This is a genomic window from Vibrio sp. Sgm 5, assembly GCF_026241575.1.
GTDB lineage: Bacteria > Pseudomonadota > Gammaproteobacteria > Enterobacterales > Vibrionaceae > Vibrio > Vibrio jasicida.
The window spans coordinates 1-20,381 of sequence record NZ_JAPHPY010000013.1 but is presented as its reverse complement, the minus strand read 5'-3'; the positions used below and the strand labels follow the sequence as shown (position 1 = coordinate 20,381).

The window sequence follows — 20,381 nt, the reverse complement described above, 5'->3', positions numbered from 1 at the left end:
AAACACGATCAGTTAGCTAATGGCAACGGAGGCTGTAATGGCAGGTGACAACAACCAAAATAACCAAAACAAAGACCTAAATGACGCGGTAGAACAAACGGAAACCAATGACGCGGGTACGCCCTCCCAGCAGCAGAATCAGCAAAATCAACAGAATACGATTGCTTCGACTGTAGCGACGGGTGCTGAAAATACCGACGCAGCAGACGAAGCCAATCAGGCGATGGAAGACAACCCAAGTGGTGCCGGGTCCGAAGAAGAAGCCTCGGCGTCCGGTGGTGCGGTACAAGAAGACTCGCCAGAGAGTAGCGGTGGTTCGGATGCCGCTCAATCGAACGTAGTAGACAGCGTGGCATCAGACGGTGGCTCTGGTGAAGAAGCGTCTGGCAGCGGCGGTGCGGCTTCAGGTGCGGGTGCACAAGCTGTTGGTGGCGGTGATGCCTCTGGCTCTGAAGGCGCTTCGGACGCAGAAGGAAATGAAGCGCAAGGACAAGCTGTACAAACTTCAGCGGCGCCAAGTGCCTCTTCATCCGATTCTGAAGGCTCACAAGGTGGTGATAACCTAGATTCAGAAACCACAGAAGAAACCTTTGCGGTGGACGTTCAAGACACCAGTGAAGAGACCACGACGCAAGTAGAAGATGATTTCGACTCTGAAACCACGAGCGAAACGTTCCAAATTAAAGTCGAAGGTGAAAACGACGCGCCAGAGGTAGAACAAGATCTGGCTTACATCATGGATGAAGACGGCACCATTACCTTCACGCAAGAACAATTACTCGAATACGCAAGTGATGTTGATGGCGACGACCTTGTTGCGTCTAACGTCCAAGTAGGTGCGAATGCATCGGTTCAAGACAATGGTGACGGCACGTTCACCGTGGTTCCAGACGCTGATTTCAATGGTGAAGTCGACTTAACGTTTGATATCAGTGATGGTCAAGAAACCGTTTCAAGTTCTATCGATTTAACCGTTCGTCCAATCAATGACGCACCAGTGCCTGAAGATAAAACCTTTGAGGTGGAAGAAGACGGCACTCTGATCTTCACCGATGCTGACCTGCTTGCTGGCGCAACGGATATTGAAGGCGATAACCTAACCGTTGAAGGTGTGAGTTACGATGGTGGCGATGGCATCCTGACCGACAACGGCAATGGGACTTACACTTTTGCGCCAAATGAAAACTTCAATGGTGATGTGAACTTCAGCTTTGATGTGTCCGATGGCACAGATACGGTTTCTGCCAACATTGATGTCAGTGTTACGCCTGTCGATGATGCGCCAGTGTCGGGCAATCTTGCTTACTCGGTGGATGAAGATGGCTCGATTCGTTTGAGCCAAGAGCAGTTGTTGTCGCAAGCTTCCGATGTGGAAGGCGATGCACTGACGGCGTCTAACCTTTCGGTAGATGGCAACGCGACGGTGACTCAAAACGACGATGGTAGCTTCACCATCACGCCGGACGCAGATTTTAATGGTGATATCGACATCAGCTTTGATATCTCAGATGGCACGAATACCGTTCAAGCAACCGCAGATCTAACCGTTAATCCAATCAACGATCTGCCTGCTCCTCAAGACCAACAATTCAGTGTGGAAGAGGACGGCACGCTGCAATTTACTGATGCGGATCTGCTTGTTGGCGCGACCGATATTGAAGGCGATGACCTTTCTGTAACGGGAATCAGCTATGAAGGAACCGATGGCGTTCTAACTGACAATGGCGATGGCACATATAGCTTTGCGCCAAATGAGAACTTCAACGGCGATGTGAACTTCAGCTTCGATGTATCTGATGGCACAGATACGGTTTCAGCGAATGTAGATGTGAGCGTCACGCCGGTGAATGATCCTCCGGTGGCTGGTTCAACGTCTTACACGGTTCACGAGGACAACTCTATTACCATTTCTGACGCGCAGCTGTTGGCAAACTCTTCGGATTTAGAAGGGGATGTCTCGATAGATAGCGTGAGCTACTCTGGCAGCGATGGTGTGTTGCAAATCAATGGTGACGGTACGTACACCTTCTCTCCAAATGAAAACTTTAATGGTGAAGTGACGCTTGATGTTGTCGTCGCTGATGAAGAAGGCGCAACGGATGCCACCACTGCTGGCATTACGGTGCTGGAAGTGAACGATCCACCAGTCGCAGGACCAACTTCTTACACCATTGATGAAGATTCAGTTCTGACGTTTAATGAGTCGCAAGTGCTGTTGAATGCCTCTGATGTGGAAGGCGATGTAGAGCTTGTTGGCATTAGTTACGATGGTCCGGATGGCATTTTCACCGTTAACGATGATGGCACGTGCAGCTTCGCGCCAAACGAGAACTTTAACGGACAAGTTCAGCTTGATGTCACCATTCGAGATGAAGATGGAGCAGAAGTTGATACCGTCATCAATGTGAATGTATTGCCAATCAATGATGCGCCAGTATCGGGTGATTTGGCTTACAGCGTTGATGAAGATGGAGCGATTACACTCAGTCAAGAGCAGCTTCTTTCTCAAGCGTCTGATATTGAGGGCGATGACCTGACTGCTAGCGATTTGACTGTAGATGGAAATGCAACCGTCACAGCGAACGACGATGGCAGCTTCACGATTACACCAGATGCGGACTTTAATGGTTACATTGATATCCAATTCAACATTACGGATGGCACAGACACTATCCAAGCAACGGCGGATCTAACGGTTAATCCAGTTAACGATCTTCCTGTTCCTCAAGACCAGCAGTTCAGCGTTGAAGAAGACGGCACGCTGCAGTTTACCGACGCAGACCTACTTGCTGGCGCGACCGACATCGATGGCGATAACTTAACGGTTGACGGCATTAGCTACACAGGCAGCGATGGTGTGCTGACTGACCACGGCGATGGCACTTACACCTTTGCACCAAATGAAAACTTCAACGGTGATGTCAGCTTTAGCTTTGGTGTTTCTGACGGTACTGAAACCGTACCTGCCAATGTGGATGTAAGCGTCACTCCAGTGAACGATCCTCCGGTTGCGGGTTCAACGTCTTACACGGTTGATGAAGATAATGCGATTACGATTTCCGACGAGCAGTTTCTGGCTAACTCTTCGGATGTGGAAGGCGCAGTGTCCATCGATAGCGTGACCTATTCAGGCACCGATGGCGTATTCCAAGACAACGGTGACGGCACTTACACCTTCATGCCGAATGAGAACTTCAGCGGTGATATCAGCCTTGATGTGATTGTGGCGGATGAGCAAGGTGCGATTGACGAAACGACCGCAGGCATTACGGTCATTGAAGTGAATGACCCTCCAGTTGCCGGTCCAACGTCTTACACGATTGACGAAGATTCAGTACTGACATTCAGTGAGTCACAAATTCTTGCCAACGCATCTGATATCGAGGGCGATGTAGAGCTTGTTGGCATCAGCTATGAAGGCTCGGATGGTATCTTTACCGTCAATGGCGATGGTACTTGCAGCTTTGCGCCAAACGAGAACTTCAATGGTCAAGTTCAGTTGGATGTGACCATTCAAGATGAGAATGGGGCAACCGTTGATACGCATATCAATGTCGACGTATTGCCAATCAACGATCCACCAGTATCGGGCGATTTGGCTTACACCATCAACGAAGACAGCTCAATTACGTTAAGCCAAGAGCAATTGCTTGCCAAAGCGGGCGATATTGATAGCGAGAACCTTGAAGCCATCAATCTATCGACAGATGACAACGCGACGATTCAATACAACGATGATGGCAGTTACACCATCACACCGGATGAAAACTACAACGGCGATCTAGACCTGACCTTCGATATCATTGATAACGATGGTGGCTCGGTACAAGTTGGTCTGGATATTACGGTTAATCCTGTGAATGACTTGCCACAAGCGCAAGATCAACAGTTCACGGTAGAAGAAGATGGCACCTTGCTGTTCACGGATGCAGACCTATTGGAAGGCGCATCGGATATTGATGGCGATGATCTGTCTATCGAAAACGTTCTCTACACAGGTGCGGATGGTGTGCTTACCGACAATGGCGATGGCACTTACAGCTTCGCGCCGAATGAAAACTTCAACGGTGATGTTCAGTTCACATTCGATGTGTCTGACGGCACAGGTTCAACACCAGCATTCATTGATGTCAGCGTGACACCAGTGAACGATCCACCGGTGGCAGGTTCTACGTCTTACACGGTTCAAGAAGACGGTCAAATTACCATTAGTGACGAGCAGTTGTTAGCTAACTCTTCTGATGTGGAAGGCGACGTAGCCTTGGCGAATGTTAGCTACACCGGTAACGACGGTAGCTTCGTGGACAATGGCGACGGGACATATACCTTCACGCCAAATGCGAACTTTGACGGTAACATTTCACTTGACGTTACGGTTATCGACCAAGATGGTGCAACGGATACGACAACCGCAGGCATCGATGTTATCGCGGTGAACGACGCACCTGAAACGTCAGGCATTCAAGCGGAAGTGGATGAAGATAACGCCATCACCATCACGCAAGAACAGTTGCTTGCGAATGCGACAGACATTGAAGGTGATGACCTTGTTGCTAGCAACCTACAAACCAATGACCCAGATGCGACGATCGTAGCCAACGACGATGGTTCATTCACCATTACGCATACGGAAAACTTTAACGGAGAGTTGGACTTCACTTACAACATCAGCGATGGCGAAAATGATGTTCTGACCACGTTGGATCTGACCGTTAATCCTGTCAACGATGCGCCAGAAGCGGGCGACGAGATCTTTATTCAAGCGGAAGAAGACCAAACAGTGGGGGTTTCTCTGCGTGAAGAGCCTGCGTTACGTCTCGACCAAGCCCCTGAAAACGGCATTATCGAAGCGAATCTAAATGACGAATGGGTACAGCTAGAAGTCGGGCAGGAGGTTCCTGCGGATACGGAAGTGCGCTTTATCCCAGACGATGAGGCATTAACCAACGGTACACATACGACACAAATCGGTACGTTTGATGACAACGCGAGTGTGGATGATTGGGGGGATGAAGTTGACCCTTATACGCGTCAATTCACTGATGGTGATTTGACGGTTACCGTTCAGAGTAACGACGACCCTCTTGGTGCTTGGAATGGTAACACGCACATTGGGCATGGTATTGGCGATACTGACCGCCAAGGTTTGAGTGGCGATGAAAAACTGACTGTAACCGTTGAAGGTCAAGACATCAACGAAATCAGCTTCCACCTAGATGGTCTAGGCGGCTGGTTTATGGAAGAGTCTCGCCACTTTACGGAAGTCGAAATTCGCGCATTCAACTCCGAGGGTGACTTGATCGACTCGATGACTTACCACAAAGAAGATCGTGGTAGTTATGAGACGGATTACACCCTAACGGTGAACGAGCCGGTGTCTTACTTTGAGCTCGGTACGATTCAAGGTAACGGTACATACGTGGTTCAAAACATGACGGTTTCCCAAACTTGTCATGATGAAGCGGTGTTCACATCTATTGGCGTGGACGGCACGGAAATCACTGAAACGGTAGAACTGAATATCCGTGAAGGTGACAGTGAAATCGAACTGACTGCTGACCTGCCAAATGTGACCATCGATACTGAAGGTTCTACGCAGTTTGCCTCTGTGGTTATCACAGAAGAGCAGCTTTTAGCACAAGCGAGTGATATCGATAGTGACGTTCTTGATATTCAAAACCTTGAGCTGGTGGGGGATAACGCGGAGCACGCTACGTTAACCGACAACGGCGATGGTACATGGACCGTCACACCAGATGAGAACTTCTACGGTGAGATTGAGCTGGGTTACCAAGTCACGGATGGTGAGCTAACCGACGACAACATCATCAATATCAACTTCGAAGCAGTAAACGATGCGCCAATCGTTTCTGGTCCGATTGTGTTGTCGACTGATGAGGATGTGGGCATTACGTTTAGCGCGGATGACCTGCTTGCGAATGCAAGTGATGTGGAAGGCGATGCGCTGTCTATCTCTGATATCTCTTACAGCGGTGATAACGGTGAGCTCGTCGACAATGGCGACGGCACTTACACCTTTATGCCGAATGAAAACTTCAATGGTGAAGTCGATATCGATTACAAAGTCTTCGATGGCACCGATGAAGTCGATACTCATCTAGATCTGACCGTTATTCCGGTCAACGATGTGCCAGTTCCTGGGGCGCCGCTGCATACTCAAATGCTAGAAAACGGCACCATCATCATCGAAGCAAAAGACCTGTTATCAGGTGCGACCGATGTGGATGGCGACATTCTGCATATCGAGAATCTGCTGCTTGTTGGCCAGTCACAAGGTACGTTGACAGACAACGGCGACAACACCTTTACCTTCGAACCAACTTCGAACTTCTATGGTGAAGTCAACCTGACCTTCGACATCAGCGATGGTCAAGCAAGTGCACCAAGCACAGCGAAGATCGATGTTGAGATCGTCAACGAAGGTCCGGAGGTCAGCGGTCCTGTTGATGCGGTCGTCGATGAAGATGGCTCAATTACCATCACTCAAGAAGACTTGTTAGCGAACGCGATGGACGTGGATGGTGACAACCTTGAAGCGGTGAACCTGTCGACCAACGATCCTAATGCAACCATCGTTGAGAACGCTGATGGTAGCTTCACGATTACACCGAGCGAAAACTTCTTTGGTGAAATCGAATTTACTTATGACGTAACTGACGCGATAGAAACCGTCGCCGCGGATCTAAACCTCACCGTTAACCCAGTAAACGACCTGCCAGATGTGCCTGATTTGTCCTTCACCACAGAAGACGGCGAAGCCATCACGATTACTGAAGCAGAGCTGTTGGCTCAAGCTTCGGACATCGAAGGCGATGACTTATCTGTTGTGAACGTGACGAGCTTAAGCGATACGGTTCAAGTGACAGACAATGGCGATGGCACTTACACGTTAACGCCAGAGCAAGGCTTCTTTGGTAATGTTGACCTCACGTTTGATGTGAGCGATGGCACCGATGTGGTGGCGGCAAATATCGACTTGAAAGTTGAGTTCGTCAACGACGCACCAGAAGCAGCACCAATCGTTGCAGACGTGGACGAGGATGGCTCTATCCTCGTAACACAAGAAATGCTGCTTGAAAACGCCAGCGATCAAGATGGTGATGACCTATACGCAACGGCGCTAGAAACCAATGATCCGAATGCCTCTATCGTGGACAACGGCGACGGCACCTTTACCGTTACACCTTCACAGCACTTCAACGGAGACATCGAGTTTACTTATGAAGTAAGCGACGGTGAATTGAGTGTTGCCAATGAAATGACATTGACGGTGAACCCAGTCAATGACATTCCAATTGTTGCGCCTGGCATGTACCACATTGAAGAGGATGGCAGCATCCTGTTCACGCAAGAAGATCTGCTAAGTGGTGCGATTGATATTGATGGTGATGACCTCACTGTTACCAGCATTAACTACTCGGGGGATGAAGGTACTGTAACGGACAACGGTGACGGTACATTTAGCTTCGTGCCAGAAGAGCACTTCAGTGGTGACTTGCAGTTCAGCTTTACGGTTTCTGACGGTACTGATGAAGTTGAGCAAGACATTAATGTTCACATCGAAGCAGTGGCAGATGCGCCAGAACTAGTCATCACTGATGGCGATGGTCGAAACGTGGATGACCAAGCGATCTTGGTTGAGCCAGGCGGTATTGTTGAAGTGAACATCGCTGCAGCATTGGTTGACCAAGACTTGTCAGAAACACTGACTGTGACCGTGGATGGTGTTCCAGAAGGTTCGGTGATCAGCTACGACAACGAAGGGATACTTAACGATCAAGACAACGGTATCACCAGTTTCAACGATACTGAAATCACGGTTACGTTTGAAGGTGAAACCGCGGGTTACCAAAACACAGCGGGTTACTACAAAGTCGATGAAGATGGCAACATCACGGGCGTTGAAGTAGTGTACGAAAACGCCTCTCAAGTTGGTGGCGGCGGTGACCTCATTCCGGGACAAGATCAGTTCAGCTTCCAAATTTCGGAAGGGGAAAGTTTCAATCTGTTCTTAATTCCAAATGGTCATGCCCACAATAACTTCGACGCTCTGCAAGATGGTCAGTACGAGTTCCGTGCAGCAGATGGCTCTCCTGCGAACATGGATACCGTTGACCCCCAACTCGTGTTTGTTGGCGCTGATGGTTCTGAAACCGTGATTCAAAGCCAATTCGGTGATGCAGTCTTCCATGGTGGTTCAAGCTCAGAGCTCAACCAAGATGGCATTGAACATACCCGAACCACCGTAAACGAAGACGGTGAACTGGTTTACGGCTTTGAAGATCTCTACGGTGGCGGCGATGCCGATTACACCGACTTCAACTTCACCATTGATGTAGGTGAAGTGAACAGCCAGATCTACAGCGGTGAAGTGACAGTCGGTCCAGATGGTTCTGTAACGCTTCCAACCACAGCAATTGAACAAGAGCTACAGATTCAATTGCCAGAAGACTTTAACCAACAGCTAGAAATTAATGTAACGGCAACGGCAACAGAGCTATCAAATAATGATTCTGAAACCGTTTCTCAAACAATCTACGTCAATGCAACAGGTGCCCATATTGAACATGCACCTGAAGCATTACCTGTTTCAGCGATGGTTGAAGAAGATGGTTCAATCCTAATTACGCAAGAAGATTTACTCGCTAATGCGCGTGACTTGGATGGAGACCAACTGACAGCGCTGAATTTGGCTACGGATGATGAAAACATCACCATCACAGACAATGGCGACGGTACTTACACTTTAACGCCAGATGCGGACTTTAATGGTGATATCACCTTTACGTTCGATGTGTCTGACGGCGATGATGTTGTCTCAACCAACCTTGAGTTATTGGTGTCACCAGTTAACGATGCGCCTGAGCCACAAGATCAAGCGTTCACTGTTGGTGAAGATGGTGTGCTGACCTTTACTGATGCGGATCTGCTAACAGGCGCTACCGACATTGAAGGGGATGACCTATCTGTTGAGGGCGTCACTTACACAGGCGCAGACGGTGTTCTTACTGACAATGGTGATGGCACCTACAGCTTCGCACCAAACGAGAACTTCAATGGCGACGTGAACTTCACTTTCGATGTTTCCGATGGCACGGATACTGTGACGGCAAATATCGATGTAACAGTGACGCCAGAGAACGATCCACCGGTTGCAGGCAGCACGGCTTACACCGTTCATGAAGACAATTCGATCACCATCAGTGACGAACAGCTATTAGCGAACTCATCGGATATTGAAGGCGATGTGTTGATTGATAGCGTGAGCTACAGCGGTAACGATGGTGTGTTAGAAATCAACGGTGATGGTACTTATACCTTCTCACCAAACGAGAACTTCAGCGGCGAGGTGAGCCTAGATGTTGTCGTTGTCGATGAAGAAGGTGCAACGGACTCTACCACTGCTGGCATTACTGTGATTGAGGTAAATGACCCACCAATCGCAGGTCCTACCGCATACACTATCGATGAAGACCAAGTTCTAACCTTCAGTGAATCGCAAGTGCTACTGAATGCTTCGGATGTTGAAGGGGATGTCGAGCTAGTAGGCATCAGCTACGACGGTCCAGATGGCATCTTCTCAGTAAATGGCGATGGCACATGTAGCTTTGCACCGAATGAAAACTTCAACGGTCAAGTGCAGTTGGATGTAACCATTCGCGATGAAGACGGCGCAGAGGTCGATACTTACATCACAGTCGATGTCTTACTAATCAATGATGCACCAGTATCGGGTAACTTGGCGTACAGCGTCGACGAAGACAACTCAATCACGTTGAGTCAAGAGCAGCTTCTTGCTCAAGCAACGGATGTAGAAGGTGACGCACTAACCGCATCTAATCTAGTGGTTGATGGCGATGCAACGGTTACGGCAAACGACGATGGTAGCTTCACTATCACGCCAGATGCGAACTTCAATGGCGACATTGATATCACGTTCGATATCAACGACGGCAGCGATACTATTGTTGCAACAGCGGACCTAACCGTTAACCCAGTTAATGATTTGCCGCAGCCAGAAGATCAAGTGTTCACCATTGGTGAAGATGGCGTGTTGACCTTCACTGATCAAGATCTGCTTGATGGTGCAACGGACATCGATGGTGATGATCTATCGGTAGAAGGTGTCACTTACACCGGTGCGGACGGTGTCCTAACTGACAATGGCGATGGCATTTACAGCTTCGCACCGAACGAAAACTTCAATGGTGACGTGAACTTTACCTTCGATGTTTCTGATGGCACGGATACCGTGACCGCGAATATCGATGTGACAGTCACGCCAGAGAACGATCCACCAGTGGCAGGCAGCACGTCTTACACAGTGCATGAAGACAACTCGATCACCATCAGTGATGAGCAACTACTGGCTAATTCGTCTGATATCGAAGGTGATGTTGCGATCAGCAGCGTGAGCTACAGCGGTAACGACGGTGTGCTAGAAATTAATGGCGATGGTACTTACACCTTCTCACCAAACGAAAACTTCAATGGCGATGTTAGCCTAGATGTTGTCGTGGTTGACGAGGACGGCGCGGTTGATACGACAACAGCGGGTATTACCGTTCTTGAGGTGAACGATCCACCAATCGCAGGAACAACCAGTTACACCATTGATGAAGATGAAGTCATCACCATCAGTGCAGAACAGTTGTTGGCGAACTCCTCCGATATTGAAGGTGAGGTAGCACTAGATAGTGTGAGCTACAGTGGCAGTGAAGGTATCTTTACCGACAATGGTGATGGTACGTTCAGCTTTGCACCAAACCAAAACTTCAATGGTGAAGTGAATCTTGATGTTGTAGTCGTGGACGAAGATGGTGCGACCGCTTCGACGACGGCAAACATTGATGTTCTGCCAATCAATGATGCTCCAGTATCGGGTGACTTGGCTTACAGTGTCGACGAAGACAACTCAATCACGCTAAGCCAAGAACAATTGTTGGCTCAAGCAACGGATGTAGAAGGTGATGCGCTAACCGCGACTAACCTAGTGGTTGACGGTGATGCAACGGTTACGGCAAATGATGATGGCAGCTTTACCATCACGCCAGATGCGAACTTCAATGGTGACATTGATATCACGTTTGATATCAGTGATGGTTCTGACACTTTGGTCGCGACGGCTGACCTGACGGTTAATCCAGTTAACGACCTACCACAGCCAGAAGATCAAGCGTTCACCATTGGTGAAGATGGCGTCTTGCTGTTCACTGATGAAGATCTGCTTGATGGCGCAACGGATATCGATGGCGATGACCTATCGGTTGAAGGCGTGAGCTACACAGGTGCTGATGGTGTCCTAACCGACAACGGTGACGGCACTTACAGCTTCGCGCCAAACGAGAACTTCAATGGCGACGTGAACTTCACCTTCGATGTTTCTGATGGCTCGGATACAGTGACGGCGAATATCGATGTAAGCGTGACGCCAGAGAATGATCCACCAGTGGCAGGCAGCACGTCTTACACGGTGCATGAAGACAATTCGATCACCATCAGTAACGAGCAGTTATTGGCTAACTCATCTGACGTCGAAGGCGAAGTAGCAATCGACAGCGTCAGCTACAGCGGCGCAGATGGCGTGTTCCAAGACAATGGTGATGGCACTTACACCTTCTCGCCAAACGAGAACTTCAATGGTGAAGTGAGCCTAGATGTTGTCGTGGTAGATGAAGACGGTGCAACGGATTCAACTACCGCAGGTATTACGGTACTTGAGGTAAACGATCCGCCAATTGCCGGCGCAACTAGCTACTCAGTGAACGAAGACGAGGTCATCACCATCAGCTCTGAGCAGCTATTGGCGAATGCTTCGGATGTTGAAGGTGACGTCGCGATTGATAGCGTCAGCTACAGCGGCTCCGACGGTATCTTTACCGATAACGGTGACGGTACATTCAGCTTCGCACCAAACGAAAACTTCAACGGTGATGTCAGCCTTGATGTGGTCGTGACTGATGAAGACGGTGCAACGGTAGCAACCAATGCAAACATCGATGTATTGCCAGTCAATGATGCTCCGGTATCAGGTGATTTGGCATACAGCGTGGATGAAGATGGTTCTATCACTCTCAGCCAAGAGCAGCTTCTTGCTCAAGCCGGCGACGTGGATGGCGATGACCTAACGGCATCCAACCTGACTGTTGACGGCAATGCGACCGTTGTTGTGAACGATGACGGCAGCTTCACTATCACACCAGATGCGGACTTCAATGGCGACATTGATCTGAGCTTCGACATTACGGACGGCGATGCGACCATTCAAGCGACTGCCGATCTGACTGTGAACCCTGTGAACGACCTACCAACGGTTGGTCAGCCACAGTTTGTTACGCAAGAAGACACCAGCTTCACCTTTACCGAAGAGCAATTGCTGCAAAATGCAGGTGATATCGATGGTGATAACCTAACGGTTGAAAACGTTGCTTCTGACAGCGGTACTTTGGTTGATAACGGTGACGGCACGTACACCTTCGCACCGAATGAAAACTTCGATGGCAACGTGAACGTGACGTTTGATGTCAACGATGGCACCGCAACCGTACCAGCAGAAGCGAACATCGATGTTCAATCTGTGGTTGATATGCCAGAGCTGTCGATTGCTTCGGACTTGGTGATTGCGTCTGATAACTTCGAGTCTGGCTCGAACGGTTGGAACGCGAACACTGAGAGCTCTCAAGGCTTCGAAACGGGCGATATGCTGGGTCGTATTGGTGGCACTGGCGGTGATGAAGCGGTCAGCAAAACCTACGAGATCCCAAGCGATGTCAACGAAGTGAATATCTCGTTTAGCTTCTACGAAATCGATTCTTGGGATGGCGAGTCGTTCCAAATCTTTGTTGGCGGCGAACAGCTAACCACCTTGGAGAATTCAGCGTTCCTTACTCAAGATGGTACGACAACGCTTTACGACTCTAACGGCAACGAAGTAGGTGAAGTTGTCCACGGCTCTTCACAAGGCGAAGGCTTTAGCTTCTGGAATGATCAGGCACACCAAGTGAACTTAACCGTTCCGGTGGAAGACGGTCAGCTTCAGTTAGGCTTTGGTTCTACGCTAAACCAAAGTATTCCTGACGAGTCATTCGGCATCGACAACATCGAAATCACGGTAGCGGACGCGGATTACCAAATCATTGGTACCGAAGATACGCCAGTGCCGCTTGATATCGATGCTGCGTTAACCGATATCGATGGTTCAGAAAACCTCGCTATCTTGATTGAAGATGTGCCAGAAGGCAGCGCACTATCAGCAGGTGTTGATAACGGCGACGGCACTTGGTCACTACAACCTGGCGAGCTAGAAGGGCTAGAGTTTATTCCTTCTGCGGACTTCAATGGCGATGTGACGTTAACCGTGAACGCAACCTCTACAGATGTGGATACCGGAACCACGGCGACAGCGACGCAAGATGTGACAATTCATATCTCGCCAACCAATGATGCACCAGAAGTGACGGGTGATATCACTGCGGTAACTGCCGAAGACAACAGCATCACGCTGACTCAAGAGCAGTTACTTGAACACGCTGTCGATATTGATGGTGACGATTTGAGCGCAATCAACCTGAGCACCAATGATGAAAATGCAACGGTTGAAATGAACGAAGATGGCAGCTTCACCATTACTCCGAGCGAGAACTTCTACGGTGATATCGAGTTCACCTACGATGTGACTGACGGGGAAGAAGTGGTTGCGGCTGGTCTCGACTTAACAGTAACACCAGTCAATGACGCGCCAGAGCCACAAGATCAAGCGTTCACCGTGGGTGAGGACGGTCTTCTTACCTTCACCGATGCTGACCTGTTAACAGGCGCGACGGATGTAGAAGGTGACAACCTAACTGTTGAAGGCGTGACTTACACAGGTGCCGATGGTGTTCTTACTGACAATGGTGACGGCACTTACAGCTTCGCACCGAACGAGAACTTCAATGGCGATGTGAACTTCACGTTTGATGTATCAGACGGTACGGATACCACCTCTGCCAACATTGATGTGAGTGTGACGCCAGAGAACGATCCACCGGTTGCAGGCAGCACGGCTTATACCGTTCATGAAGACAACTCGATCACCATCAGTGACGAGCAACTACTGGCTAATTCGTCGGACATTGAAGGCGACATAGACATCAGTAGTGTGACTTACAGTGGCAACGATGGCGTCTTCCAAGACAATGGTGATGGTACGTACACCTTCTCTCCAAACGAGAACTTCAATGGAGAGGTCAGCCTAGACGTTGTCGTTGTCGATGAAGAGGGTGCGACAGAGTCAACAACAGCGGGTATCACAGTACTTGAGGTGAACGATCCACCAATCGCAGGTGCGACAAGTTACTCTGTCAATGAAGACGAAGTCATTATCTTCACGGAAGAGCAACTGCTAGCGCAATCGAGCGATGTGGAAGGCGACGTGAGCCTAGAAAGCGTCTCTTACAGTGGTAGCGACGGTATTCTAACGGCGAATGACGATGACACTTACAGCTTCGCGCCAAATGAAAACTTCAACGGTGGCGTAAGTTTAGATGTGGTGGTTGCTGATGAAGATGGCGCAACCGCGACAACCAACGCGAACATTGATATATTGCCAGTCAATGATGCTCCGGTATCTGGCGACTTGGCTTACAGCGTCGATGAAGATGGTTCAATCACATTGAGTCAAGAGCAGTTACTGGCTCAAGCAGGTGACGTAGACAGCGATAATCTAGAAGCCGTGAACTTAACCGCGGTAGCCAATGCGACCGTTGTTGAGAACCAAGATGGTAGCTTCACGATTACGCCTGATGCGAACTTCAATGGCGATATCGACCTAAGTTTCGACTTGATTGATAACGATGGTGCGAGCGTGGAAGTGGGCGTTGACCTAACGGTGAACCCAATTAATGATGCGCCGCAATCAACGCCAGTGAATATTGCTGGCACCGAAGATACTACCATTCTTATTACGCAGGACATGTTGCTTGCTAACGCGACAGACATCGACAACACCTACGATGAACTGTCTGCTGTCGACCTAGTGATTGATGAGCAATACGGTGACTTGCTAGACAATGGTGATGGAACTTGGTCATTCACTCCTGCTGAGAACTTCAACGGTGATGTGCCAATGTCGTTCGGCGTTAGCGATGGTGATTTAGTCACGCCGGTTGAAGGCAACCTAAACATCGAAGCGGTTAACGATGCACCAGAAGCGCCAACCATCCAGATGCAAGGCGAAGAAGATGTGGTCATGGTGATTGACCCAGCTTATATCGCCGATCAAGTCACGGATCTTGATGGTGACGAAATCAGCGTAGAAAGCATCACGGTTCGTGCTCCTGCAAATGCGACATTGACCCAGCAGCCAGATGGTATGTACCACTTGGTGACTACTCAAGACTTCAATGGCTTGGTGGAACTGGGCTACACCGCGACCGATGGTGAAGAAGTGGTTGAAGGTTCGTTGAATGTGGATGTTATTCCAGTTAACGATGCACCATTCAATGTGGGTAATGCCTTTATGGCAACCGACGAGGACGGTGCATTCACCTTCGACGCTGGCGACCTGATGAACTTGTTTGGCGACATCGACACTGAAAACCTAGTCGTATCACGCATTATCACCGCAGAAGGTGAAGATGGTGGTGAGGTAACAGACAACGGTGACGGTACTTGGACATTCACACCGACTGGCGATTTTGCAGGGGTTTCTGACTTGCAAGTCGTGGTAAGTGACGGTGAGTTTGAGACGGTACTTGATGTACCAGTGTTTGTTCGCCCTGTTGCGGATGGCGCGGTCATCACAACCGACCATGATGGTCCGTTAGTCTTCGGTGAGGACGAAACGGGTCACCTAGGCTTGAATGTTGGTCTAATCGACGATTCAGAAACGCTAAGTAACCTAGTGATGACCGGTTTCCCTGTTGGCTTCGAAGTTACGGATGGTGTGAACACCATTACCATTACGGAGCCGGGTCAATACATCGACTTGAACGAGTGGGATATCTCAGACCTGCAAATGACGCCTCCAGCTGACTTTAATGGCGAGTTCTTCGTAACCGTGACCGCAACAACGGTGGATTACGGTGACGAGCCAGAAGAGTTCGAAGATGGCATCGATTCAGGTGACTTCGAAACCCTAGCGGGTGAACCCGTTATCCTAACCGCTGATGACCTAATTGGATTGGCAGAAAACGTAGATGCTGACGCGGGTGATGAAGTGAAATTCGTTCACCTAGCTGATCGCAGCCAAGGTGAGATTGTCGATAACGGTGATGGCACATGGACATTCAATCCAGCACCAGGCTTTACTGGTGAAGCGGATATCGCTTACGTGATTGATAAAGACGGTGTGCTTCATGATGAGCAAACAGGTGTGGTCGTGAAAGAAGACGCACCACAAGAGAATGCTTCTCCAGAAATCGACAGCGTTTCTACCACAGAAATGGCAGCGGATGGCACCTTGTCGTTCACCAATGACGACATGCTATCGACCTTGAGCGATGACAGCTTGAGCATTGAGTCAGTGAGCCTAATGGAAGGTCAAGGTGTGATAGAGACCGATAACCAAGGTAACTACCAATTCACACCAGCAGAAGGCTACACCGGAGATGTTCAAGTTGGCTTTATTGCAACTGACGGTGAAAACCGCATTGAGAGCTTCTTTAATGTCGACATCCAAGGTGAAGGTGAAGGTGAAGCCACAACCAGCGAAGGCTACGCACTGGCTGATGATGGTTCACTAACACTAACACTAACGGAAGCACAGTTGATTGATGAGCTTGGCATTAGCCCTTCTGCAGAAGTGTTGGATGTCGCCGATGCAAACGATGCTGGCTTCTTCGCGAAATCAGGTGATGAAGAGTGGACGTACTGGCCGAACGATGACTTCGATGGCAATTTGGCTATGGATGTTCAGGTTAACGACAACGGTGAAGTATCGACTCAGAATCTGAGCATCCAAGTTGCAGACGATTCAACGCAAAGCGACGAGCCACAAATCCAAACTGCTCAAGCATCATCAGAGCAGCAAGTGGGCGAGGCGCAGCAGCCTGAAGAGCAAGCTGCAAACGGTGCAGACAGCGAAGAGGAGAGCGCGGCTGATGTGACTGCAGCTCCAGGCGATACTATTTCTATTTCGGTTCCAGATGAGGTGAGTGGTAACGAATCGGTGGATTATGCAGAAATGTCGGGTCTACCTGATGGCGCATCGGTAAGCAACGCACTGGATAATGGTGATGGTAGCTTCACATTAAGTGGCAACCTGAACCAACCAGTATCGGTTGACCTACCGGAGGGTTACGAAGGTACGAGCGAAATCCAATTCCAAGGTTACGACGAGTTGGGCAGCGCAGTAGAAGGTGCGAGTGGCACAGTTGAAGTTGAAGTCGATGATCAATACACCATGCAAGGTTCTGCTCAAGATCAGCAACCAGATATGGCGGGTATGGAATCTGGCGGCAGCGACTGGACAAGTGCGGGAGGTCAAGATCAAGGTGTTGACTTCACGGATGACTCTGGCAGCTTCGACTCGGATACTCAAACGGGTACTGACCAAGGCAACGATTTCGATCAAAGCTCAATGTAACCAGTCCTAGACGAGGGCAGTGTCATTGCTGCCCAAACCAAAGCCATGCAGAGCCTACTTTGCATGGCTTTTTTGTTGGTCTTCTTTCTATGAGCTCTAGAAAAAAACTTGGAAATTGACAAAAGTATTCTTAGTTAGTTAAAGAGTGAATTACAAGGAGGAGCGACATGTACCGTTATGTCAGTTCGCCAAAAGCGTCAAAGTACATAGTACCGCCGCCACTGCATCGTGAGTTGTCGTGTATGGATGTGCCGGAGTCAGAACTAGAGATGCGAGAAATTCTGAACAATTGGTTTGCCGATGGATTGGCGCCCATCATTCAGAATGAAGACAATTACATTTCTGCTAATGAGCAGCAGCGCTTTGAGCAGCTCAGCCGTACGGTGGGTGTTCTACTGCGTAACAAAGATTACTACTTTGCCACCAAGCGGATTCTCTCGTTGTGGGAGCAAGACTGCTTAGAAACCACTTACGTTAATTATCTGATTTTACGTAGTGAGCGCATACCATACTTCGAATAAGTCCCATTTCTTGGCTTGAAATAGTGGTTTACATGGTTTTCTTAGTAACTTTTGATACCTGTATTTAACATTTTTGTAAACATCGTTATATTTAAGGCTCATCGTTGTCAGGAGTTTATGGATGAACCTTACAATATCAGGGAAGTTGCAGCTCAGTTTTGTGCTGCTAGCCGTACTTTTTATGGCATCAGCGGTATTCACGTATCGCAACGTCACCACCGTAGAGCAATATGCCTCTTCGTTACTTAAATCTGATTTACCGACCGTAGACACCAGTCGCGGTATCCAACAGTCTGTTCAAGCGTCGCTGTCTTCTATTCGAGCCTACATGTTGCTAGGTGGCGATGAAGAGGCGAGCGCACGTCTGAGTGAGGACGTACGCAATATCATGGCATCTACAGACGAGTCGCTTCCAACGTTGCAGGCTTTGATCTCTGAACAGGATTTTCAAGCGATTCAAAGTCAGTGGGATGCGGTCAAAGTCTCTTTGAACAAGCTGATTGAACTTAGCCACAGTGACGAGAACTTACCCGCGCACAACCTCTTTATTAACGAAGCGGCACCCATTGCAGAAGTGGCACTTGATCAGCTTCAAAGCTTAATCAACGAAGAGTCAGGCAACCCATTTGGTGGGGACAGAAAGCGTTTGTTTAAAGTCTACGCCGACAGTTATACCTCGCTCGCCAATGCACTGTCTGCTCTGCGAGATTTCCTGTTGTACGGGCAGCAAGATCATTTGGACAAATACCACGACTTGATTAAGTACCACAATCAGTCCGTGGCGGAAATCGACAGTAAACTCGACAGACTGACTGATAACGACCAATCATTGTGGTCACTGTTTAAGGAAATGCAGCAACTGTACTTTCCTTTAGCAGAGCAGGTAATTGCATTGCGTCAATCGCCAGAGTGGAATGAATCAAACTTGTTAATGGCGAATGAACTGTTGCCAGCAGCGGATGCACTAGACCAAAGCTTAGAAACGATCGTATTGGCTCAGCAAAGTCGTGCAGATCAAAGTGGACAGGGCATTAATCAGTCGATCAAAAACGTACTCACCACCATGCTGATTGCAGCGGCATTAGTTTTGTTTGCCGCAGTAGCAATTTCAAAATACATGGGCAATACCATTGGTCGCCGAGTGAAAAACTTATCGGAGCGAGCCAAGACGATCGCTTCAGGGGATGTTTCTCAGCCTCCGCTCACTGTTGTTGGGAAAGATGAATTGGCAGACCTTACCGGTTCGATTAACCGCATGAACCAATCGTTAGCGAGCATCGTGGCAGGGGTTAATGAGAAAGCGCACCAAGTGGATACCAGCATGGGAGCTTTGTTGGAATCGGCGCAAGTCACTTCATCGAATGTTGAACAGCAACAGACCAGCATTGTTGAAATGGGAAGCCAATTGGATGAAATCGCTTTAGCCGCGCGTAACACCCTAGATCAAGCCAATCAATCGGTGCAGAAGCTTTCTGATTCAAAGGGCGAGATTGAACAAGGTCGCGATGCACTAGAGCAAAACAAAGTCACCATGGAAAGCTTACATGGCAGCATTGAAACTGCGAGCACGCAAGTGACGCAGTTAAGCAAAGAGAGCGAAGCCATTGGTCGAGTTACAGAGGTGATTGAAGGCTTAGCAGAACAAACTAACTTACTGGCATTGAATGCCGCGATAGAAGCAGCGCGTGCGGGTGACCAAGGACGAGGCTTTGCGGTTGTGGCGGATGAAGTACGTATGTTAGCGACTCGCACTACTCAATCGACGACAGAAATCAACGGTATCATCAATGCGATTCAACGCTCGACCAATTCGGTGGTTGAGGAGATTGAACACAGTCAATCACTTGCGGAGCAGGGCGCTGAGCACATTGAAAAAGCGGTAACTCGTTTGCTCGTCACGACCGAGCAAATTGGTTCTTTGAATGAACAAATGGCAGAGCTTGCGGCAGCGGCAGAGCAGCAATCTCATGCGACCAATTCGATCACTGGATTGATGTCCGGTATTACTCAATCAGTGGATGAGGTTTCGAATAACAGCCAACGTGCATCAGAGACATCATTGCAAGTAAAAGAGCAAGTTACCGAGCTGAATCAACAGATGGCGACTTTCAAGACGGCATAGATAAGGTTTACATCTTTTTTTGCTCGTTAACCAAATAGTAAAAAAGCCCCAATCCTTTTTACACAAAAAGGGTTGGGGCTAATTATATGGTCCGCCTCACTCTCAAGCCCTACGCTTAGAGTAGGCTCTCAGAACGAGGTGAACCATATGT

General features: G+C 48.9%; 3 protein-coding genes. All 3 read left to right on the top strand.

The genetic code is table 11. The features are described 5' to 3' along the window. Positions 1–37 precede the first annotated feature (37 nt). Positions 38–17,587, top strand: coding sequence for a tandem-95 repeat protein (locus OQJ86_RS09465; protein WP_265987568.1), 17,550 nt, complete (start codon positions 38–40; stop codon positions 17,585–17,587). Positions 17,588–17,754: 167 nt separating this feature from the next. Next, on the top strand, positions 17,755–18,108 hold the full coding sequence (locus OQJ86_RS09460) for a hypothetical protein (protein WP_005453713.1): 354 nt from the start codon (positions 17,755–17,757) through the stop codon (positions 18,106–18,108). 121 nt (positions 18,109–18,229) lie between these two features. Next, the gene (locus OQJ86_RS09455) at positions 18,230–20,230 is read left to right on the top strand and encodes a HAMP domain-containing methyl-accepting chemotaxis protein (protein WP_265987567.1); all 2,001 of its coding nucleotides are present in this window, start codon (positions 18,230–18,232) and stop codon (positions 20,228–20,230) included. The last annotated feature ends 151 nt before the right edge of the window (positions 20,231–20,381 follow it).

Bases quoted from the DNA above. Each gene is read 5' to 3' on its own strand.
- OQJ86_RS09460 (WP_005453713.1), top strand. From the start codon at position 17,755: ATGTACCGTTATGTCAGTTCGCCAAAAGCGTCAAAGTACATAGTACCG.
- OQJ86_RS09455 (WP_265987567.1), top strand. From the start codon at position 18,230: ATGAACCTTACAATATCAGGGAAGTTGCAGCTCAGTTTTGTGCTGCTA.
- OQJ86_RS09465 (WP_265987568.1), top strand. From the start codon at position 38: ATGGCAGGTGACAACAACCAAAATAACCAAAACAAAGACCTAAATGAC.